This window comes from Actinomycetospora atypica, from assembly GCF_042653685.1.
GTDB lineage: Bacteria > Actinomycetota > Actinomycetes > Mycobacteriales > Pseudonocardiaceae > Actinomycetospora > Actinomycetospora atypica.
Map to the genome: position 1 here is coordinate 1 of NZ_JBHSIV010000033.1, position 19374 is coordinate 19374.

The 19374-nt window shown below is 75.4% G+C and carries 18 protein-coding genes; 11 read left to right on the forward strand and 7 right to left on the reverse strand.

Annotated features, from left to right (window positions below):
• Window positions 1-173 precede the first annotated feature (173 nt).
• Window positions 174-713: a GNAT family N-acetyltransferase gene (locus ACFPBZ_RS23595; RefSeq protein WP_378038556.1), complete on the reverse strand. Its 540-nt coding sequence runs from the start codon at window positions 711-713 to the stop codon at window positions 174-176.
• Between the two features lie 110 nt (window positions 714-823).
• Between ACFPBZ_RS23595 and ACFPBZ_RS23600 the strand changes: the two genes are divergently transcribed.
• The 3 genes from ACFPBZ_RS23600 to ACFPBZ_RS23610 are packed head-to-tail and all read left to right on the forward strand — an operon-like array spanning window position 824 to window position 3449.
• The gene (locus ACFPBZ_RS23600; RefSeq protein ID WP_378038557.1) at window positions 824-1870 is read left to right on the forward strand and encodes a hypothetical protein; all 1047 of its coding nucleotides are present in this window, start codon (window positions 824-826) and stop codon (window positions 1868-1870) included.
• A gap of 26 nt (window positions 1871-1896) precedes the next feature.
• Window positions 1897-3018, forward strand: a complete 1122-nt coding sequence (locus ACFPBZ_RS23605) for an alpha/beta hydrolase (RefSeq protein WP_378038558.1) — start codon at window positions 1897-1899, stop codon at window positions 3016-3018.
• Window positions 3019-3032: 14 nt separating this feature from the next.
• Window positions 3033-3449 (forward strand): SRPBCC family protein, encoded by a 417-nt coding sequence (locus ACFPBZ_RS23610; RefSeq protein ID WP_378038559.1) that lies wholly within the window; start codon window positions 3033-3035, stop codon window positions 3447-3449.
• Between the two features lie 12 nt (window positions 3450-3461).
• On the opposite strand, the gene ACFPBZ_RS23615 is transcribed toward ACFPBZ_RS23610, so the two are convergent.
• From ACFPBZ_RS23615 to ACFPBZ_RS23630, 4 genes are all read right to left on the reverse strand, one after another.
• Entirely contained in the window at window positions 3462-4472 is a 1011-nt protein-coding gene (locus tag ACFPBZ_RS23615) for an aldo/keto reductase (RefSeq protein WP_378038560.1), read from the reverse strand.
• A gap of 9 nt (window positions 4473-4481) precedes the next feature.
• Window positions 4482-6128: an FAD-binding dehydrogenase gene (locus ACFPBZ_RS23620; RefSeq protein WP_378038561.1), complete on the reverse strand. Its 1647-nt coding sequence runs from the start codon at window positions 6126-6128 to the stop codon at window positions 4482-4484.
• 30 nt (window positions 6129-6158) lie between these two features.
• Window positions 6159-6566, reverse strand: coding sequence for a transglycosylase family protein (locus tag ACFPBZ_RS23625; RefSeq protein ID WP_378038562.1), 408 nt, complete (start codon window positions 6564-6566; stop codon window positions 6159-6161).
• A gap of 216 nt (window positions 6567-6782) precedes the next feature.
• A complete protein-coding gene (locus ACFPBZ_RS23630; protein WP_378038563.1) occupies window positions 6783-7700 on the reverse strand; it encodes an SAM-dependent methyltransferase in 918 nt (305 codons plus the stop codon).
• 325 nt (window positions 7701-8025) lie between these two features.
• Here ACFPBZ_RS23630 and ACFPBZ_RS23635 point away from each other — a divergent pair, with 325 nt between their 5' ends.
• The 4 genes from ACFPBZ_RS23635 to ACFPBZ_RS23650 are packed head-to-tail and all read left to right on the forward strand — an operon-like array spanning window position 8026 to window position 11546.
• A complete protein-coding gene (locus tag ACFPBZ_RS23635) occupies window positions 8026-9201 on the forward strand; it encodes a glycosyltransferase family 4 protein (RefSeq protein ID WP_378038564.1) in 1176 nt (391 codons plus the stop codon).
• Entirely contained in the window at window positions 9198-10004 is an 807-nt protein-coding gene (locus ACFPBZ_RS23640; protein WP_378038565.1) for a GNAT family N-acetyltransferase, read from the forward strand. The genes ACFPBZ_RS23635 and ACFPBZ_RS23640 overlap by 4 nt, the downstream gene beginning before the upstream one ends.
• Entirely contained in the window at window positions 10001-10909 is a 909-nt protein-coding gene (locus tag ACFPBZ_RS23645; RefSeq protein WP_378038566.1) for a lysophospholipid acyltransferase family protein, read from the forward strand. The genes ACFPBZ_RS23640 and ACFPBZ_RS23645 overlap by 4 nt, the downstream gene beginning before the upstream one ends.
• A gap of 16 nt (window positions 10910-10925) precedes the next feature.
• Window positions 10926-11546: a class I SAM-dependent methyltransferase gene (locus ACFPBZ_RS23650; protein WP_378038567.1), complete on the forward strand. Its 621-nt coding sequence runs from the start codon at window positions 10926-10928 to the stop codon at window positions 11544-11546.
• 74 nt (window positions 11547-11620) lie between these two features.
• Here the strand turns inward: ACFPBZ_RS23650 and ACFPBZ_RS23655 are convergent, their stop codons facing one another.
• Window positions 11621-12523: a DUF4190 domain-containing protein gene (locus ACFPBZ_RS23655; RefSeq protein ID WP_378038568.1), complete on the reverse strand. Its 903-nt coding sequence runs from the start codon at window positions 12521-12523 to the stop codon at window positions 11621-11623.
• 366 nt (window positions 12524-12889) lie between these two features.
• Here ACFPBZ_RS23655 and mihF point away from each other — a divergent pair, with 366 nt between their 5' ends.
• Entirely contained in the window at window positions 12890-13201 is a 312-nt protein-coding gene (gene mihF, locus ACFPBZ_RS23660; RefSeq protein ID WP_286054325.1) for an integration host factor, actinobacterial type, read from the forward strand.
• Between the two features lie 79 nt (window positions 13202-13280).
• Here mihF and ACFPBZ_RS23665 read toward each other — a convergent pair whose 3' ends face one another.
• On the reverse strand, window positions 13281-14492 hold the full coding sequence (locus tag ACFPBZ_RS23665; RefSeq protein WP_378038569.1) for a heparin lyase I family protein: 1212 nt from the start codon (window positions 14490-14492) through the stop codon (window positions 13281-13283).
• Window positions 14493-14956: 464 nt separating this feature from the next.
• Between ACFPBZ_RS23665 and ACFPBZ_RS23670 the strand changes: the two genes are divergently transcribed.
• From ACFPBZ_RS23670 to ACFPBZ_RS23680, 3 genes are all read left to right on the forward strand, one after another.
• A complete protein-coding gene (locus ACFPBZ_RS23670) occupies window positions 14957-15643 on the forward strand; it encodes a pyridoxamine 5'-phosphate oxidase family protein (RefSeq protein ID WP_378038570.1) in 687 nt (228 codons plus the stop codon).
• 4 nt (window positions 15644-15647) lie between these two features.
• On the forward strand, window positions 15648-16676 hold the full coding sequence (locus ACFPBZ_RS23675; RefSeq protein ID WP_378038571.1) for an MBL fold metallo-hydrolase: 1029 nt from the start codon (window positions 15648-15650) through the stop codon (window positions 16674-16676).
• Between the two features lie 159 nt (window positions 16677-16835).
• Window positions 16836-19208 (forward strand): HelD family protein, encoded by a 2373-nt coding sequence (locus tag ACFPBZ_RS23680; RefSeq protein ID WP_378038604.1) that lies wholly within the window; start codon window positions 16836-16838, stop codon window positions 19206-19208.
• Window positions 19209-19374 lie beyond the last annotated feature (166 nt).

Below are 19374 nucleotides of genomic sequence, written 5' to 3' on the forward strand. Positions count from 1 at the left end.
AGGCCTGGGTGTTCGCGGCGGCGAACTGGGCGCTCATCCCGGCGTCGACCCACTGGCCGGGCAGCCCGGCAGGATCGGCGGCCGGTGCCGCGTCGTGGTCCACCACCGCTGTCACGATTCGAACACTAGATCGAACCCCCGACAGTCACGGTCGGAAAAGGCCAGGTCGGGAGCTAGAAGAAGGTCACGAAGACATCACGATCCAGGACGCAGACGACCAGTTCCCGCACCGACCCGTCGCCGAGACGACGGGCCGGGTCGACGTGGTCCTCGACGAAGCCGGCCCGCCGGGCCACGGCTCGACTCGCCACGTTGCCGGGCTCGATCGTCAGCTCCAGCCGCGAGAGACCGCGCTCCACGAACGCCCACGACACCACCACCCCCAGCGCGTCCACCGTCCACCCGCGACCCCGGGCCCACGGCGCGCACCAGTAGCCGATCTCCCCCACGCCCTCGCGGACCCCCAGCAGGGCCATGCTCCCGGCCACCGCCCCGGGGGCGTCGAGGCCCTCGACGCACCACGACGCCCCGCCCTCCGCCGCGACGTCGTCGAGATAGTGGGCGAGGAACCAGTCCGCGTCCTCGCGGCGGTACGGCGACGGCACGGTGGTGAAGCGCTGGATCTCCGGGTCCTGACAGGCCCGGAAGATGGCCTCCGCGTCGTCGTCGCGCCAGGCCCGGAGCCGGGTGCGCGATCCCAGCAACACCGTCATGCCGCCATCCCCGCCGGGCGCGCATCCGAGTTCCCGACGACGACCTCCGCGGCGCCGAGGGGGCGCGTCCCCCTACGCCGGGGACGCCCCCGTCCCTAGCGTCGGACCCCGTGCGCAGAGCCCCGGCCGTCGCCCTCGTCTGCCTCGCGGCGACCCTCGTGTCGTGCAGCCGGGCACCGCAGGCGGCCGTGCGGCCGTCGTCCGGAACGGGAACCGGGACCGCCCCGTCGACCGGCGCCCTGTTCGCCGGGGCCCAGCCGTGGACCGCCGACGTCGCCGCCGCCCCGGCCTCGGAGCGGAGCCCGGCGGTCCTCGCCGCGCTGACGAGGGCCGGCGGATGGGGCAACGGCAACGTGCTCCAGATCGACTTCGCGATGCCGGTGCTCACCGCCGACGCCTCGACGCCGAGGGTCCCGGTGACCGGGGCCGCGGAGTACTGCGACGGCGGCCCCGACTGCGACCCCGTGCCCGCCGAGATGCCGGTGCCCGCCGGCGCGACGACGGAGGGCTCGCCGGACCTCACGTGCGACGCGGAGGAGGAGGACTGCCACCTGCTCGTCGCCGACACCGCCGGTCGCCGGCTCTACGAGGTCTACGAGGGCACCGGATCGCCCGAGGGGCTGACCGTCGGCGGGTTCTTCGTCTGGGACCTCGACCGCACCTACTCCGACGAGCTGCGCGGACCCCAGTGCACCAGCGCCGACGCCGCGGGTTTCCCGATCGCCGCGCTGACCCCGACGGCCGACGAGGTGGCCTCGGGGCGGATCGGGCACGCCCTGCGGTTCATCCTTCCCAACGACCGCATGAAGGCGGGCGTCTACGTACCGCCGGCCACGCACGCGGGCGGGCCCGAGAGCCCCGACCCCGACGCCCCGCCCTACGGCGTGCACTTCCGGCTGAAGCCCGACCTCGACACCTCGGCGTTCACGGCGCCGCAGCGGGTGGTGCTGACGGCGCTGCAGACCTACGGCATGTACCTCTCCGACGGCGGCGAGATCGCCCTGACCTTCGCCGACGACCGCCCGACGACCGCGAAGTGGGCCGATCTCGGGATCGACGCGCAGAGCTTCGGGGCGCTCACGGTGGACGACTTCGAGGTGATCGACCACGGGCCGGAGGTCCCCGCCACCTACGAGTGCGCCCGCGTGGGCGGCTGACGGGGGGCGCTCCTAGGCTCGGCGACGTGAAGTTCACGATCCTGCGCCGCGTGCTCCGTGGGCTCGTCGGGCTCCCGCGGCCGGTCAAGCGCGCCATCGCCGGACGCCGCGTCGAGCGCGACGGCCAGGTCCTCGACCTCGACGTGCAGATGGTGCTCAAGCTGCTCTCGATGGCCGCCAACCCCGGCGAGGAGCCCCCGCTCTCCGACCAGCGCCGGCTCACCGACGAGGCCGCCACCGGTCTCGCCGAGGTCACCCGCGGCGTCGTCAGCCGGTCGCTGTCGATCCCGGTGCCGGCCGGGGTGTCGCGCGACGTGCCCGGCACGCTCGACGCGCACCTCTACGAGCCGGTCGACGTCTCCGGGGACACCTCGGGGCTCCTCGTGTTCTTCCACGGCGGCGGGTTCGCGCTCGGCAGCGTCGTCTCCGGCGACCCGCTGTGCCGGGCGCTGGCGCAGCAGGCGGGCGCCCGGGTGCTCTCCGTGGAGTACCGCCTCGCCCCGGAGCACCCGTTCCCGGCCGGGCTCGCCGACGCGACCGCCGCGCTGCGCCACGTGCTCGCCCACCGCGCCGAGTTCCGGGCCGGGGCGGTGGCCGTGGGCGGCGACTCGGCGGGCGCGAACCTCGCGCTGACCGCCGCCCACCAGCTCGCCCGGCGCGGAGAGGCGACCGCCGAGTTCGTGCTCGCGCTGTATCCCGTCACGGACGCGGGCCGGACCGGCGGGTCGCGCGAGCTCTTCTCCGTCGGCTTCGGCCTGCGCACCCAGGACGTCGAGTGGTTCGAGGGGCTCTATCTGCCCGACGGGCTCGACCCCATCCGCCAGACCGCCCTGCTCGACGCGCACGACCTCGACCTCATGCCGCCGGCCTACGTCGCCACCGCCGGGTTCGACCCGCTGCGCGACGAGGGCGAGGAGCTGGTCACGGCGCTGCGGGCGGTCGGCGTGCCCGTGGTCGCCCGGCGCTTCCCCGGGCTCGTCCACGGCTACGCCGGCTTCGCGGGGCTCATCCCCGCGGCCCGCGACGCCGTGCTCGACGCCGCCTCCGCCCTGCGCGCGGGCATTGCGCTGACGGGCCCGGCGGCCTCGTCGGGAACGATGGCGCTCGACACGCCCGGCGTAGGCGAGCACAGCGCGGGTACTGGCTGACCATGGCCGGACCCGTGAAGGAATCCATCTCGATCGCCGCCCCGGTGGCCCGCGTGATCGAGGTCGTGTCGGACCTCGGCAACACCGACCGCTGGGCGAACGAGGCGAAGGGGGCGGAGATCCTCGAGCGCGGCGCCGACGGGCGGCCCTCGAAGATCAAGGTCACCCTCGGCGCCATCGGGTTCTCGACGACCGCCTCGTACGACGTCACCTACACCGACTCGACGGTGTCGATCAAGGGCGTCGACGGCAAGCTGATCGAGAACTCGACGATCGACTACGAGGCCGTCGAGTCGGGCGCGGGGACCGAGCTGACGATGACGTCCGTCATGGACGTCACCGTGCCCGTCCCCCAGTGGGGCCTCGAGCGCGCGATGTCGCGCAGCGCCCGCAAGAACCTGCAGTCGGTCAAGAAGGACGCCGAGGCCTGACGGCCCAAGAACTCAGCGACGCAGCGAGCCCATCATCGCCGAGGGGTAGCGGTCGCCGGTGGCCGCACCGAGCGGCGCGGCCTCGTCGATCGCGGCCAGCTCGTCGGCGGTGAGCGTGACGTCGAGGGCGCGGACGTTCTCCTCCAGGTAGCTCCGCCGCTTGGTGCCGGGGATCGGGACGAGGCCCGCCGTCATGCCCTGCGCGTCCTGCTGGGCGAGGACCCAGGCGAGGGCGAGGACCGTCGTCGGGACGTCCCGGGACGCGGCTATCTGCTCGACCCGGGCGAGGACCTCGAGGTTGGCCTGCAGCGCCTCGCCGGAGAAGCGCGGGGAGTTGCGGCGCCAGTCGCCCTCGGGGAGGTCGTCGACCGAGCGGATCCCGCCCGAGAGGAAACCGCGCCCGAGCGGGCTGTAGGGCACGAAGCCGATACCGAGCTCGCGGCAGACGGCGAGCACGCCGTCGTCCTCGACCTCCCGCGTGAACAGCGAGTACTCGGTCTGCACGGCACTGACCGGCGCGGTCGCGTGGGCGCGGCGGATGGTGTCGGGCGCGGCCTCGGAGATGCCGAGGTAGCGGACCTTGCCGGCCGTCACCAGCTCGCCGAGGGCGCCCCAGGTCTCCTCGACGGGGACCTCGGGGTCGACGCGGTGCTGGTAGTAGAGGTCGACGTGGTCGGTCCCGAGGCGCTGCAGCGAGCCGTCGATCTGGCCCCGGAGGTACTCGGGTCGGCCGTCGACCTTCCCCGCGGGGCGGCCGTCGGGGCCGATGGCGTTGCCGAACTTCGTGGCGAGGACGACCTCGTCGCGCCGGTCGCGCAGGACCGACCCGAGCAGCTCCTCGTTGGTGTGCGGACCGTAGATGTCGGCGGTGTCGAGAAAGGTGACCCCGAGGTCGAGGGCGCGCTCGATCGTCGCGCGCGACTCGGCGTCGTCCTGCCCGCCGTAGGCGTAGGTCATGCCCATGCAGCCCAGGCCGAGCGCGGAGACGGTCAGGCCCTGTGTTCCGAGGCGTCGATGCTCCATGGGCACCGACTACCCGGCGAGCGCCCGCCCCACCGTGCGGCCGGAGAACAGGCAGCCGCCGAGGAAGGTGCCCTCCAGCGAGCGGTAGCCGTGCACCCCGCCGCCCCCGAACCCCGCGGCCTCGCCGGCCGCGTACAGCCCCGGCACCGGCTCGCCGTCGACGCCGAGGACCCGTCCCGACAGGTCGGTGTGCAGCCCGCCGAGGGTCTTGCGGGTGAGGATGTGCAGCTTGACGCCCACCAGCGGGCCGGCGGCCGGGTCGAGCAGGCGGTGCGGGGGCGCCACGCGGATGAGGCGGTCGCCGAGGTAGCCGCGGGCGTTGCGGACGGCGGCCAGCTGGGCGTCCTTGCCGTAGGGGTTGGCCAGCTCGCGGTCGCGGGCGAGGACCTCGCGCTCGACGTCGGCGTGGCGCAGCAGCGGCTCGGGCGTCAGGGCGTTCATCCTCCCGACGAGCTCCCGCAGCGTCCCCGCCTGCACGAAGTCGGCGCCGCGGCGCTGGAACTCCCCGACGGGCCCGGTGGGCCCGGGGCGGCCGCGCTGCAGGACGAGCCTGAGGTCGCGGCCGGTGAGGTCGGGGTTCTGCTCGGAGCCCGAGAGCGCGAACTCCTTCTCGAGGATGCGCTGGGTGGTGACGAACCAGGTGTGGTCGTGCCCCGTGGTCCGGATGTGGGCGAGCGTGCCGAGGGTGTCCGAGCCCGGGAACAACGGCGGGGGCAGCCGCTTCCCGGTGGCGTCGAGCCACATCGACGAGGGCCCGGGCAGGATGCGGATGCCGTGCAGCGGCCAGACCGGCGAGTGGTTGGCGATGCCCTCGGTGTAGTGCCACATCCGGTCGCGGTGGACGACCGCGGCGCCCGCGGCCTCGGCGTGGGAGATCATCCGGCCGTCGACGTGCGCGGGGACGCCCGAGATCATGTGCTCGGGGGCCGACCCGAGCCGGGCCGGCCAGTACTTCCGCACGGCCTCGTGGTCGCCGCCGATCCCGCCGGAGGTCACGACGACCGCGTCGGCGGCCACCTCGAAGGTGCCGGTCGCCACCCGGGAGCTCGTCTGCCCGCGGCTGACGTCGGAGTCCTCGAGCACCGAGCCGGAGACGCCGGTGACCGTGCCCGCGGTGGTGATCACGCGCTCCACGCGGTGGCGGGGCCGGAGGTCGACCAGCCCGGCGGCGACGGCGGCGCGGACGCGGCGCAGGAACGGCTCGAGCACGCCGGGGCCGGTGCCCCAGACGATGTGGAAGCGCGGCACGGAGTTGCCGTGGCCGGTGGCGGAGCCGCTGCCGCGCTCCGCCCAGCCGACCACGGGGAACAGCTTCACGCCCTGGGAGCGCAGCCACGAGCGCTTCTCCCCGGCGGCCCACTCGACGTAGGCCCGGGCCCACCGCTCGCCCCACTCGTCCCCGGTCTCGTCGAACGCGGCGGAGCCCTGCCAGTCCGACCAGGCGAGGTCGACCGAGTCGCGGATGCGCAGGCGCCGCTGCTCGGGGGTGTCGACGAGGAACAGGCCCCCGAACGACCACCACGCCTGCCCGCCGAGGGACGCGGCGGGCTCCTGGTCGAGCAGGATCACCCGGCGTCCGGCCTCGGCGAGCTCGGCGGTGGCGACGAGACCGGCGAGGCCGGCCCCGACGACGACGACGTCAGCACGGTCGGTCACCCGACCATGATGGCAGCGCCGGAGGAGACGTCAGCGCATGCCGAGCTTCTTGGTGCAGGTCGGCCAGGCCTTCCAGCCCTGCTCGGCCTGCACCTTCTTGGCGACCGCGATCTGCTCCTCGCGCGAGGCCTCGTCGGCGTGCTTGGCGTACTGCTTGCCGCCGAAGGCCTTCCACGTGGAGTCGGTGAACTGCAGGCCGCCCTTGAAGCCGTTGCCGGTGTCCGCGTCCCAGTTGTTCGTCGACTCGCACTTGGCGAGGCGGTCCCAGGTCGCGTTGCTCTGGGGCGAGGCCGAGGCGCTCGGGGCCGCCATCGCGGTCCCGGCCAGGGCCACGGGGGCGGTGACGGTCGCGGCGGCGATGCCGACCTTCAGCGAGGCGAGGGCGATGCTGCCCGTCGTGTCGGAGAGGGTCGAGGGCTTGCGGTGACGGCCAGACATAGCGGCTCCAAGTCGAGTCGGGGTACTCGGGCCGGGGTGCGTTGGGGAGCGGACCGGCAGGACGGGACCGTAATCGAACCGAGACGAATCGTCACCTCGCGTGACGACCCCGTAGCGGAGTGTCGCGGTGAGTGGCGCATATCGGGCGCTGGGCGGCGTTCGGAGCAATAGGGCCCTGCGCTGAATAGACCGTTCGGGCTCTGCGAGCGGGGGCGGTCAGCGACGGAAGCCGACGCCCGCCCAGTGACCGCGGGTGTCGTCGGGGCCCGGCGGGCGTCCCGGGTCGGGCCGCCACTCGTCGACCCAGACGAGCCCCGGGTCGACGAGGTCGACCCCGCGGAGGATCTCGGCGACCGCGGCGTGGTCCCGGGCCCGCGGGGTGGTCCGGGCGTACCCGCCGGTGTGGCGCTCGACGTCCGGGGCGAGCCGCGGGTCGTCATCGGTGAAGTGGGAGACGGCGAGCGCGCTGCCGGGGACGAGGCGGCGCAGGTACCCGTCGACCAGCCCCGCGGCGTCGTCGGGGACGTGCTGCAGGACGGAGAACGCGAGGAGGCCCACGGGGCGGGCGGGGTCGATCACCTCGACGACCCCCGGCGCGCCCAGCACGGCGTCCACGTCGGTCACGTCGGCGGCGCTGTAGGTGGCGGTGGGCACCCCGGCGAGCAGGTGCCGGCCGTGCAGGGCCGCGATGGAGTCGACGTCGGTGTAGGCGACCCGGGCCGTCGACCGGCTCCGGGCCACCACCTCGTGGACGTTGCCCATCGTCGGCACGCCCGAGCCGAGGTCGAGGAACTGGTCGATGCCGGCGGCGAGCAGGAACCGGACGGCCCGTCGCAGGAAGGCCCGGTTCTCCTGAGCCAGCCCGACGGCGTCGGGCTGGCTCCGCTTGAGCCGTTCCCCGAGCTCGCGGTCGACGGCCCCGTGCGCCGCCCCGCCGAGGAGGTAGTCGTACACGCGGGCCGAGGACGGCCGCTCGAACTCGTCGGCGCCGTCCGTGGCGCGCCCGGCGTCGGGTGGCCGGGGACCGGCCTGGGCGGGGACGACGATCGGGGGGAAGCCGGCGCCGGCGCTCTCGGCCAGCGAGCCGAGGGCGAAGACCGACGGCGCGCGCAGGCGGTCGGGTCGTTCGTACATGCGGCCCACCCCCGGTCCGGACGTTCGGTCCCCCTCAGGACAGATCAGTAGGCCCCGGAAGGGAGCCCTGTCAAACGCGGACCCACGGACGGCCCAACGTCCGACCGGTCGTTCGGGGACCCGGAGTGACGGATGGGGCGGTTCGACTCGTCCGTGGACGGTGGGATGGGTCCGACGAGCCGGACCGGTCACGATCGGTGCCGGGTCACGACCGGGCGGACGAGGGGCGGAGCGAGGTGTTGGGCGAGGGTTCGGGCGGAGGTCACGTCGTCGTCGATCACCGGGACCTCACACCGGCGACCGTCGGGGCGTGCGAGTCGCGGTCGTGACCGAATCCTTCCTGCCCCAGGTCAACGGGGTCACCAACTCCGTCCTGCAGGTGATCGCCCACCTGGACCGACGCGGGCACGAGGCACTCGTCCTCGCGCCCGGCGCCGGTCCCGACGAGGTCGAGGGCACCCCCGTCATCCGGGTCCCGGCGGTGGATCTCGCCGTCGTCGACTCGCTGCCGGTCGGCGTCCCGACCCCGGTGGTGCGGGCGACGCTCGAGGAGTACCGCCCGGACGTCGTCCACCTGGCGTCACCGTTCGTCCTCGGCGCCCGGGCCATCACGGCGGCCCGCCGCCTGCGGGTGCCGACCGTGGCCGTCTACCAGACCGACGTCGCGGGGTTCGCCGCGTCGTACGGCGTGGGGCTGACCGCCCGGGCCGCCTGGCGGTGGACCCGCCGCCTGCACAGCCGGGCCGACCGGACGCTCGCGCCGTCGGCGTGGGCGGTCGACGCGCTGGTCGACCACGGGGTGCCCCGGGTGCACCGCTGGGGCCGGGGCGTCGACACGGCCCGGTTCCGCCCGGCCGCGGAGCACGCCGACGGCGGGGCGGCGGCCGCGGCGCTGCGTCGCGAGCTCGCGCCGCACGGGGAGATGCTCGTCGGCTACGTGGGGCGCCTCGCCGCCGAGAAGCAGGTCGAGCGCCTCGCCGCGCTCGCGGACCTGCCCGGGGTGCGGACGGTGGTCGTCGGGGACGGCCCGGCCCGCGGCCGGCTCGCCGACCTGCTGCCCGACGCCGCCTTCCTCGGCTTCCGGGGCGGCGCCGACCTCGCGACCGCCTACGCCGCGCTCGACGGCTTCGTCCACACCGGCCCCTTCGAGACCTTCTGTCAGACAGTGCAGGAGGCCAAGGCCTCGGGGCTCCCGGTGCTCGCGCCGGACGCGGGCGGGGTCCGCGACCTCGTCGAGCCCGGCGTCACGGGATGGCTCTTCGACACCGACGCGCCCGACCTGCGCGATCGCGTCCGCACCTGGCGCGACGACCCCGCCCTGCGGCGGCGGATGGGACTGGCGGCCCGGGCGTCGACCACCGGACGGACCTGGCCCGCGGTGTGCGACGAGCTCCTGGGGCACTACGCCGCGCTCACCGCCGACGATTCACACGGAACACACCACGTCGTCACGCGCGGGTCGGCCACGGGGCGTCCGGGCACCGTAGACACCGCGGCATGACCAGTACCGAGGTCCTGATCACGACGGATGCGGCCCCGGCCGCCGCGCCGGACACGGCCCGCCCCGACGCGCGCTACAGCCTGCTCGTCTCCCGCTCGCCCGAGCACGTGCGGGCCGCGCAGCGGCTGCGCCACGACGTGTTCGCCGTCGAGCAGGGCGCGCGGCTCGCCCCGGGCGCCGCGGCGGACGAGGGGCGCGACGAGGACGCCTTCGACGCCTTCTGCGACCACCTGATGGTCCGCGACGACACCGACGGCGCCATCGTCGGCACCTACCGGATGCTCACCCCCGAGGGCGCCGTCGAGGCGGGCGGGCTCTACTCCGACACCGAGTTCGACCTGCGCCGGCTCGACCCGCTGCGCCCGCGCCTGGTCGAGGTCGGCCGCTCCTGCGTGCACCCCGACCACCGCAGCGGCACCGTGCTCTCGCTGGTCTGGGCCGGGATGTGGCGCTACCTCGTCCTCTCCGGGCACCGCTGGCTGGTCGGGTGCGCGAGCGTCCCGCTGACCGCGCACGGCGAGCTGCCCGGGGCGGTCTGGTCGCTGGTGCGCGAGAAGCACCTCGCCCCCGACGAGCACCGGGTGGTCCCGCACCGCCCGGCGCCGATCGGTCCCGACGAGGGCCGTCGCGCGGCCCGGGCGCAGACGCCGCCGCTGCTGCGCGGCTACCTGCGGCTCGGCGCGCGGATCGGCGGCGCGCCCGCGCTCGACCCGGCCTTCGGGGTCGCCGACCTGCTCGTCCTGCTCGACCACACCGCGATCGACCCGCGCTGGCGGCGGTACCTGCTCGGGGAGGACGTGTGAGTTCCGGCTGGTTCCCCACGTCGCCCTGCACCCCCTCCTGCCTGCCGGTGCACCTTCCCGACGACGGGTGGGTCCGGTTCCGCCGCCTCGTCCGCACCGGGGTGCGGCTCGCCGCGCTCGCCGTCGTCCTGCTGCTCGGGAGCGCCGTCGCCGGCCTCTTCCCGCTGCTCGGACCGCGTCGGGTCGCCCGGTGCCAGGCCCTCTGGTGCGGCGCGCTGCTGGCCGCGGCCGGGGTGCGCGTGGTGGTGACCGGCCCCCGCCCGGAGCCGGGTTCGCTGCTCGTCGCGAACCACGTGTCCTGGCTCGACGTGCTGGCGCTCAACCGCGTGGTGCCGCTGCGGATGCTCGCGAAGGCCGAGGTGCGCTCGTGGCCCCTGATCGGGGCGATGGCGGCGCGCACCGGCACCGTGTTCCTGGAGCGTGAGCGGCTGCGGGCGCTGCCCGGCGCGGTCGCCGCGGTGGCGGACGCCCTGCGCGGCGGCGGGTGCGTCGGCGTGTTCGCGGAGGGCACGACGAGGTGCGGGCGCGACCTCGGGACGTTCCGTCCCGCCGCGTTCCAGGCCGCCCTCGACGCCGACGCCCCGGTGGTGCCGGTCGCGCTGTCCTACGCCGACACCGACGGTGCGCCCGACGCCGCGGCGGCCTTCGTCGGGGACGACGACCTCCTCTCCTCCCTCGTCCGCGTGGCCGGCGCGCGCCGCACCGTCCTGTCCGTGCGGGTGCTGCCGTCGTGGACCGGGCCGGTCGGCATCGCGGGTACAGAACCGGTGCGCCGGGGGTGCGCGCGCCGGACGGCGGCCGCGATCGCCGCCGCCCTCCCCGGGCCCGACCTCGACGTCCGGCCCGTCCCCGCGGCGCACGCGGCCGCGCCCGTCACCCGCTCGGAGGTCACCCGTGCCGCCTGAACCGAGCGGTCCGCCCATGCGGGACTGGCGCGACGACGCCCGCTTCGCCGCCCAGTTCGTCCGGGCCCCGGTCGCGACGGCGTCGGTGTGGCCGAGCTCGACGGCGCTGGCCCGGGCCGTGGCCGACGCGGCCCTCGGCCCGACGGCCCGGGGCGATGCCCCCGTCGTGCTCGAGCTCGGCGCCGGCTCGGGGGCGTTCACCGTCGAGCTCGCGCGGCGCCTCGGCGGCCGGGGCCGGCACCTGGCGGTCGAGCTCAATCCGGCGCTGGCCCACCGGCTCGCCGAGCGGCTGCCCACGGTGGAGGTGGTCCCGGCCGACGTCGCGGAGCTGCCGACGCTGCTCGCGGTGCGCGGGCTGCCCTCGACCGGCGGCGTGGACGTGGTGGTGAGCGGCCTGGGCTGGTCCGCGACCCGACCCGGCCGGGACGACTCGCTCCTGCCGGTCGTGGCCGCCACGCTCGCCCGCGGCGGGGTGTTCGTGCAGTTCGGGTACGCCGTGACCCGCTGGGCCGGCCCGGCGCGGGCCCTCGAGCGGGAGCTGCGCGAGCTCTTCGGCGAGACGACGACGAGCCCGACGGTGTGGCGCAACCTGCCCCCGGCGGTCGTGCACCGGGCGGCGCGGCCGCTCCGTCCGTGACGGCCCGGACATGACGACGGCCCGGTCCCGGGAGCCGCGTGGGCTCCCGGGACCGGGCCGGGTACCTCCCCGGGTCAGCTGCCGATGACGGCCATGACCTCGTTCGCCATGGTGGTGGCGTCGTCGCTCAGGGCCGACGCGGCGGCCTGCACCCTGCTCGAGCTCGAGGAGGTGACGATGGTGTTCAGGTCGCCGAGCACCGTGTCGACGGCCGGCAGCAGGCGGCTGTCGACCTGCGCCCGCAGCTCGGGGGAGAGCTGGGCCGAGGCGGCGGTGTCGCGGAAGGTCTGCAGCTCGTCGCGGTAGGCGGCCACGTCGGCCTTGATGGCGTCGAGGTCCCCGGAGTGCGCGTCGAGGTTCTCGCTCAGCGTCGCGTCGGCCGCGGCGACGTCCAGCCAGCCCGCCAGCAGCTGGGCGCGTCCGGCGCTCCCGTCACCGGCGGTGGTGCCGGCGCCCGTGGCGTCCGTGGCCGGGGCGGGCGACGCGACGATCGGCGCGGCCGCCGCCGGGACCGGGTCCGCGGCCACGGGGGCCGGGGAGTAGGTCACCGTCGTGACCATCGAGAGCACCATGATCGTCGAGACGATGCCCATCAGCGTGAAGACGATGCCGAGCGCGATGCCGGTGGTCGCGAGGCCCCGGCCGCGCTCCCCGGTCCGGGCGATCTGACGCCGCGAGATCGCGCCGAGCACGATCGCGACCGGCGAGACGACGAACGCCACGACGACCGAGAGCCACGACAGCGTGTTCAGCGGCGCCTGCGGCGCGGGGCCGGCGGGCGCCGACGGGTCGAACCCTGCCGGCGCGAATCCCGGCTGCCCGAATCCCTGCTGCTGGGGCACCGCGCCGGGCGGCGGCCACCCCGAGGGCGGAGCCAGGGGTGTGCCGCCGGCGGGGGTGGTGGTCGCGGCGTCGACGGAGGTGTCGATCATCGGGGCGGCGGTGGTGTCGAGGCGGGGGTCGGCGTGCTGGGTCATGGCGGGGCTCCTGTCGGTGCGGAGCCGGCGGTGGCGCCGGCGACACGAGTACCGTCACTCCCCGTGCACCGTCCTGCCAAGCATTGGGCGGCAAAGCCACTCTTTCGGCCTAACCAGCGTCACGGTGAGCGATAACAGCAGGTCAGCGCGTGGCGGGTCGGCCGGGGCGTGTACGGTCCCGCAACCGTCGGGACGTCGGGGCCCGAACACCTGCCCCCGGCGTCACCCCCGACAGGCGGTGCGTCATGGTGTGTCGAGACCGGTCGAACGACCGTCCCCGGCCACGATGGGACCGGCCGGCCCCGGAACCGGGTCCGACCGCACCGTCCCCGGACCTGTGCAGGTGAAGGAGAGAGGGAGACTCTCATGGCACTCCCCACGTTGACCCCCGAGCAGCGCGAGGCCGCTCAGGCCAAGTCCCGCGAGGCCCGTCAGGCCCGTTCGGCCCTGCTCGCCGGCATCAAGAGCGGCGACGAGACCATCCCCGCCGTGCTCGACCGCGGCAAGGAGGACCCGATCGCGGGCAAGACCAAGGTCTCGCAGCTCGTCCGCGCCCTGCCCGGCTACGGCCCCGCCAAGGCGGCCGCCGTGCTCGAGCAGGCGGGCATCCCCGAGGACCGGCGTGTGGCCGGCCTCGGTGCACGCCAGAAGGAGGCGCTGGTGAGCGCGCTGGGCTGAGCCCGGCACTCCACCGACACGACGACGACGGCCCGGTCACCTCGCGAGGTGACCGGGCCGTCGTCGTGCGCGGGCGGTGTCAGTCGGTGCCCGCGGGGAGGTCCTTGCTGACGGCGCCGAGACTGGTCCCGATCGCCCAGCTGCCGAAGGCGAGCTTGCCCGCCTGGCCGATCGAGGGGTCCCGGTAGATGCCGGTCTTCACGTAGCTGTCCTTGCCCGAGTAGAGCGTGCCCGACGGCGGGGCGTAGTCGGCGATCTTCTGCACGCCGTCCTGCCAGGCGCTGACCGTCCCGTCCGACGACGAGAACCGGACCTTCAGCACGAGGTGGGTCCACTGTCCGGGCGTGGCGTCGCCGACCACCTGGGAGAAGCCGCCCGAGTCGCCGTCGATGAGGAACTTGCCGTCCTGGACCTTGAGCTCGAGCGGCGGCGACCCGGTGCCGTCGTTCTTGAACTGGGTGATCACCTGCCAGTCGGAGGTGTTCACCGGGAAGTCGGGCGCCAGGCGCACGGAGAAGCCGAAGTAGTACTCGTCGCCCTCGGAGAGGCTGCGGAAGTTCGGCTCGATCTCCGAGCGCTTGCCGCCGCCCGGCATCGAGAAGTTCAGCAGCCCGCCGGACAGGGTCGGCGACTTCGCGCCCTGGTTGTTCCACGGCGTGGACTTGAAGTTCTTCAGGCCCTTCCCGGCGAAGTCCGCCGACCACAGGGTCTTCCCGCCGTCGTCGCGCGGGGCGGGCGGGGCCGTCGTCGTCGGCGGGGGCGCCTGGGTGGTGGTGGGCGCCGGGGCGGTCGTCGCCGTGGCGACGCGCGGGGCCTCCGGGCGGACGACGCCCGCCGGGGCCACGGCCTGCGTGTCGGGGCGCAGGAACTCCCCGGTGTCGGCCGGGGGGTCGGCCAGGAAGCTCGGCCCGGTGCTCGCGGCGGCGACGCTGGCGCCCGCGAGGGCGCCGAAGAGGGCGAGGGCCCCGGCCGCCCGGGTGGTGCTCAGGGCGCGGCCCGACCGGGCGCGCGCCGGCGTGTGAGGGGCGGGAGCCTCCGGGGCCGCCTGGTGCCGGGGAGCGGCGGCGAGGGGGGCGGGGGCCGGGGCGGCGGGAGCGGCCTCGTCGGGACGGTCCCCCCGGGCCTCGGCGGCGGCACGGGCGATGGCCGCGAGGTCGAGCGGGGTGGTCGCCGGGTCGTGCCGGTGGCGACCGCTGCCGTAGGCACGCGGACCCGTGGCGGGGGCGTCGAGCGCCGCCGGCCAGGACCCGGTTCGGGGCGTCGGCGACGACCCGGAGCGATGTCGAGCCATAGGTCGATCCTCGGTCGTGGCGCCGGGACCCGGTCGTGGGGGAGCGAACCGGTGCCGCACGGGGCGGCGTGACCTGTCCCGCACTGGTTCCGGGGGCCGGGCTCGCCGGGACAGGTCGGCGCATCGAGTCCGGGGCCGGCGCCGCACGGACGCCTGCCGTGAGCCACCGTAGGGACACGGGCGGGTGACGTCGCGGGGGAGCTCGACGCGGCCCGGCGGCGGCCCGGTCACGAACAGGTCACGTTCTGCCTGCTCACGGACCCGCCGTGTCCGGACGACCCCCCGCCGTGACCACCGGGAACCGCAGACGAGTGAGGTAGATCACGCTCAAGGTTGCTCCGATCGGTTCCTCGATGGCGTCGCGGGGCTGGCGGACGGACCTGTCGGTGTCCGTACGATCGGACACGGATCTCACTCTGATCGATCCGCACGCCCCGCGAATCCCCGACGCGAGACGAGGACTCTTGTCCGGATCCCCCGAGCTCGACCCGCGCGACCTGCTCCCCGGCTCGCACGGCGAGCACCAGCTCCAGGAGCGACTCGGTACGGTCGCCCGGGCCGAGCGGTTCTACGACGACCAGGTCTGCGACCGGCTCCTCCCGAGCATGATCGAGTTCGTCGAGCGGATGAGCATGCTGTTCGTGGCCACCTCCGACGCCCACGGCGAGTGCGACTCGTCGTTCCGGGCGGGGCCCGAGGGTTTCGTCGTGGTGCTCGACGACCGCCACGTCGCCTACCCCGAGTACCGCGGCAACGGCGTGATGGCGAGCCTGGGCAACATCAGCGAGAACCCGCACGTCGGGCTGATGATGCTCGACTTCGTCGAGGACCTGATCGGGCTGCACGTCAACGGCACGGCCCGCGTGGTCGAGGACCCGGAGCTGCGGCTCTCCCACCCCGCCGCCCTGCCCGTCGACCCGGTCCCGGGGCGCCGCGCCGACCTGTGGGTGGTGGTGGAGGTCGAGGAGGCCTACATCCACTGCCGCAAGCACATCCCGCGGATGGTGCCGGCCGACCGGCGTCGCCGCTGGGGCACCGACGCCCCGGTGTCGAAGGGCGGCGACTACTTCGGCGCCGCGGCCGCGCAGCGGGCCGGGGCCTGTGAGATGGAACCGTCCGACGACCACGCGGAGGCCGGGGCGGCATCCTGACCGGATGAGCACCGCCGCCGACCGTCACGCCTGGAGCCGTCCGGAGCCGGAGGCCGTCGCCCCCGGGGTGCTCCGCGTCCCGCTCCCGCTGCCGTTCGACGCGCTGCGGGCCGTGAACGTCTACGTGCTGGACGACGGGCCGGGCCTCACGCTCGTCGACGGCGGCTGGACGCTGTCGGAGTCGCGGGACCTCCTCGACGCGGCCCTGGCCGCGCAGGGCGCGGGCGTCGGGGACATCGCCCGGTTCCTGGTCACCCACCTCCACCGCGACCACTACACCCAGGCCGTCGCGCTCCGCCGCGAGACGGGCGCCCGGGTGTCGCTCGGGGCCGGGGAGCGCGGGTCGCTCGACGTCATGGCCGACCGGGCCGCGCCGTTCGCCGCCCAGGTCGTCGGGCTGCACGGGGCGGGCGCGCACGACCTCGCCGACGCCATCGTCGGGACGGCTCCGCAGATGTCGGAGGAGGAGTTCGCCGACTTCGCCGCGCCGGACGACTGGATCGCCGACGGCGAGCGGATCGAGGTCGGGGGCCGGGAGCTGACCGCCCTGGAGACGCCCGGGCACACCCTCGGCCACCTCGTCTACGAGCGCGACGACGCCCTGTTCGCGGGCGACCACGTCCTCCCGCACATCACCCCGTCGATCGGCTTCGAGCCCGGCGCCCGGCCCGGCGCCCTGCAGCGCTTCCTGTCCTCGCTGGCCCTGGTGCGGGCCCGCCCCGACCGGCTGCTGCTGCCCGCCCACGGCCCGGTGGCGCCGAGCGTGCACGCCCGCGTCGACGAGCTGCTCGACCACCACTCGGCGCGCCTCGACGAGATCGAGCGCGTGGTCCTCGGCGGGGCCGCCACCGGTGCGGAGGCCGCCGGCGCGCTGACCTGGACCCGCCGGGAGACCAAGCTCGAGGACCTCGAGCCGTTCCACCGGATGCTCGCGGTGCTCGAGACCGACGCCCACCTCGAGGTGCTCGCCGCCCAGGGCCGCCTCGTCCGAGACGCCGACGCGTCCGGGGTGCTGCAGCACCGGGCGGCGTAGGCACCCGGGTCGGGGACGACGAGGGCTACGCTGGAGAGCCTTCTCGCACGCTCGACCGCGAAGGTGTCGTCCTTGTCCCACCCCGCTCCGTCCTCCCCGGACACCCCCGACGTCGAGCCCGTGCAGGACCCGGTCGCCGCCGAACAGCCGTACGTCTCGATGCTCTACGGCCGCCTCGACGTCCGCCGCCGGGAGACCGCCGACCTGCTCGCCCGGGTGCTGCGCGACGAGACCACCGGGACCCCGCAGGCCGTCTCCGAGCGCGACGCCGCGGCCGCGATGTACTCCGAGCAGCTCGCGACGCTCTCCGCGGTCGAGGAGGGGCTCTGCTTCGGGCGGCTCGACGTGGAGCCGGAGGCCCTGACGGGCGATGCGGACCCGGAGACGCCCGGGTTCGACCAGGAGACCGTCTACATCGGGCGGCTCGGCCTGCTCGACGAGGACCACGACTACGAGCCGCTGCTCATCGACTGGCGTGCGCCGGTGGCCCGGCCCTACTACACCGCGACGGCCGCGAACCCCGACGGCATCCGGCGGCGTCGGCACCTGCGGACCCGCAGCCGCCGGGTCCTGGCGGCCGACGACGAGATCCTCGACCTGGCCGAGGCGGCCGCCGCGGCGGCGTCGGGGACCCAGCGCGGCGGGCTGACCGGCGAGGCGACCCTGCTGGCCGCCCTCACGGCGGGCCGCACCGGCCGGATGGGCGACATCGTCGCGACGATCCAGTCCGAGCAGGACCGGATCATCCGCTCCGGGGTGAACGGGGTCCTCGTCGTCGAGGGCGGCCCCGGCACCGGCAAGACCGCGGTCGCGCTGCACCGCGCGGCCTACTTGCTCTACACCCACCGCCGACAGCTCGCGAAGCGCGGCGTCCTCGTCGTCGGGCCTAACCCGACGTTCCTGCGCTACATCGAGCAGGTCCTGCCCTCGCTCGGTGAGACGAGCGTGCTGCTCCAGACCGTCGGCGAGCTCTATCCCGGGCTCGCGGCCCACGGCCAGGAGCCGGCCGTGCAGGCGGCCCGCAAGGGCGACCTCGACATGGCCAAGGTGCTCGCCGCCGCGGTCCGCGACCGCCAGGAGCTGCCCCGGCGCACCGTCCGGCTCGTGGTCGACAACGAGCCCGTCGAGATCGACCGCGACCTCGTCGCCCAGGCGAGGACCCGGGCGCGGCGGACGCGCCGCCCGCACAACGACGCCAAGCGCACGTTCGTCCGCGAGGCGATCGACCTGCTCGCCCGCCGCGAGCACGACCGGATCAGCCGTCAGGGCTCGCACCCCGACGTGGCCGATTCCGACCGCCGGCTGCTCGACCGCGGCGACCTCGCCGACATCCGGGCGAGCATGCGCGAGAACGACGACCTGCTCGCCGCGCTCGACGAGCTGTGGCCGACGCTGACGCCGCCGCAGCTGCTGATCGACCTCTACACCGACACGAAGCGCATCACGGCCGCCACGCGGGGCTGGTCGGACGCCCAGCGGGCGCTGCTGCGCCGCGAGAAGCCGCCGCAGCACCCCCTCGACGACACGTGGTGGACCCCCGCCGACGCGGTCCTGCTCGACGAGGCCGCGGAGCTGCTCGGCGAGGACGACACCGCCGAGCGGGAACGCCAGGAGCGCAAGCGCGAGGCCGACGAGGCCTACGCGGCCGGGGTGCTCGAGATCCTCGCGATGGAGGAGGACTGGGACCCGGAGCTGCTGCGCCCCACCGACGTCGTCGACGCCTCCGTGCTCGCCGACCGCAGCCGGGAGTCGAGCTACGCCTCCGCGGCCGAGCGCGCCGCCGACGACCGCACCTGGACCTTCGGCCACGTCATCGTCGACGAGGCCCAGGAGCTCTCGCCGATGGCGTGGCGGGTGCTCATGCGCCGCTGCCCGAGCCGGTCGATGACCCTCGTCGGGGACGTCGCCCAGACCGGCGCCCGCGACGGCGCCTCCTCCTGGCACGGCGTCCTCTCGCCCTACGTGGCCGCCCGGTGGCGCCGCGAGTCGCTCACGGTGAACTACCGGACCCCGGCCGAGATCGCGGACGTCGCGGCGGACGTCCTGGCCGTGATCGACCCCTCGCAGACCCCGCCCGACTCGGTGCGCGAGTCGGGGGTCCCGCCGCGCGCGCTCGCGACCGACGAGGCCGGGCTCGCCCACCAGGTGGCGACGACCGCCCGCGCCGCGGTCGACGACGTCGTCGACGCCGAGGGCAACGGCCGCGTCGCGGTGCTCGCGCCCGGGGCGCGGGTCGAGCCGCTGCGCGAGCGGCTCACCGCCGACGGCCTGCTGGTGGCGGGCGGGCCCGACGACGAGCGGGGCGGCGAGGACCTCGAGGTCGCGGTGGTCCTCTCGACGGTGGCCGACGCCAAAGGGCTCGAGTTCGACGCGGTGGTGCTCGTCGACCCCGAGGGGATGATCGGGGAGTCGCCGCGCGGCCTGAACGACCTCTACGTCGCCCTGACCCGGGCCACACGATCGTTGGACGTCGTTCACCCGGGTGGGCTCCCGCCGGTGCTCCGTCGGCTCGCCGGGGCTCACCCGGGCTGAACCGGGGCACGCGGTCGGCGCACCGGAGGCCTCCGTCGGGTCACGATCAGGCCAACCCCGCCCGCGGTCCCGTAACGGCGCGCGTCCGGCACCCGACGTCGTCGTTGACCCGGGAAGAAGAACCGGGCGTGCGGGCCCGCCGGGCAGACAGACGGCGGGCGCCGGG

Bases quoted from the DNA above. Each gene is read 5' to 3' on its own strand.
- ACFPBZ_RS23595 (WP_378038556.1), bottom strand. From the start codon at position 713: ATGACGGTGTTGCTGGGATCGCGCACCCGGCTCCGGGCCTGGCGCGAC.
- ACFPBZ_RS23615 (WP_378038560.1), bottom strand. From the start codon at position 4,472: ATGGAGCATCGACGCCTCGGAACACAGGGCCTGACCGTCTCCGCGCTC.
- ACFPBZ_RS23625 (WP_378038562.1), bottom strand. From the start codon at position 6,566: ATGTCTGGCCGTCACCGCAAGCCCTCGACCCTCTCCGACACGACGGGC.
- ACFPBZ_RS23630 (WP_378038563.1), bottom strand. From the start codon at position 7,700: ATGTACGAACGACCCGACCGCCTGCGCGCGCCGTCGGTCTTCGCCCTC.
- ACFPBZ_RS23640 (WP_378038565.1), top strand. From the start codon at position 9,198: ATGACCAGTACCGAGGTCCTGATCACGACGGATGCGGCCCCGGCCGCC.
- ACFPBZ_RS23650 (WP_378038567.1), top strand. From the start codon at position 10,926: ATGCGGGACTGGCGCGACGACGCCCGCTTCGCCGCCCAGTTCGTCCGG.
- ACFPBZ_RS23655 (WP_378038568.1), bottom strand. From the start codon at position 12,523: ATGACCCAGCACGCCGACCCCCGCCTCGACACCACCGCCGCCCCGATG.
- mihF (WP_286054325.1), top strand. From the start codon at position 12,890: ATGGCACTCCCCACGTTGACCCCCGAGCAGCGCGAGGCCGCTCAGGCC.
- ACFPBZ_RS23665 (WP_378038569.1), bottom strand. From the start codon at position 14,492: ATGGCTCGACATCGCTCCGGGTCGTCGCCGACGCCCCGAACCGGGTCC.
- ACFPBZ_RS23675 (WP_378038571.1), top strand. From the start codon at position 15,648: ATGAGCACCGCCGCCGACCGTCACGCCTGGAGCCGTCCGGAGCCGGAG.
- ACFPBZ_RS23680 (WP_378038604.1), top strand. From the start codon at position 16,836: ATGCTCTACGGCCGCCTCGACGTCCGCCGCCGGGAGACCGCCGACCTG.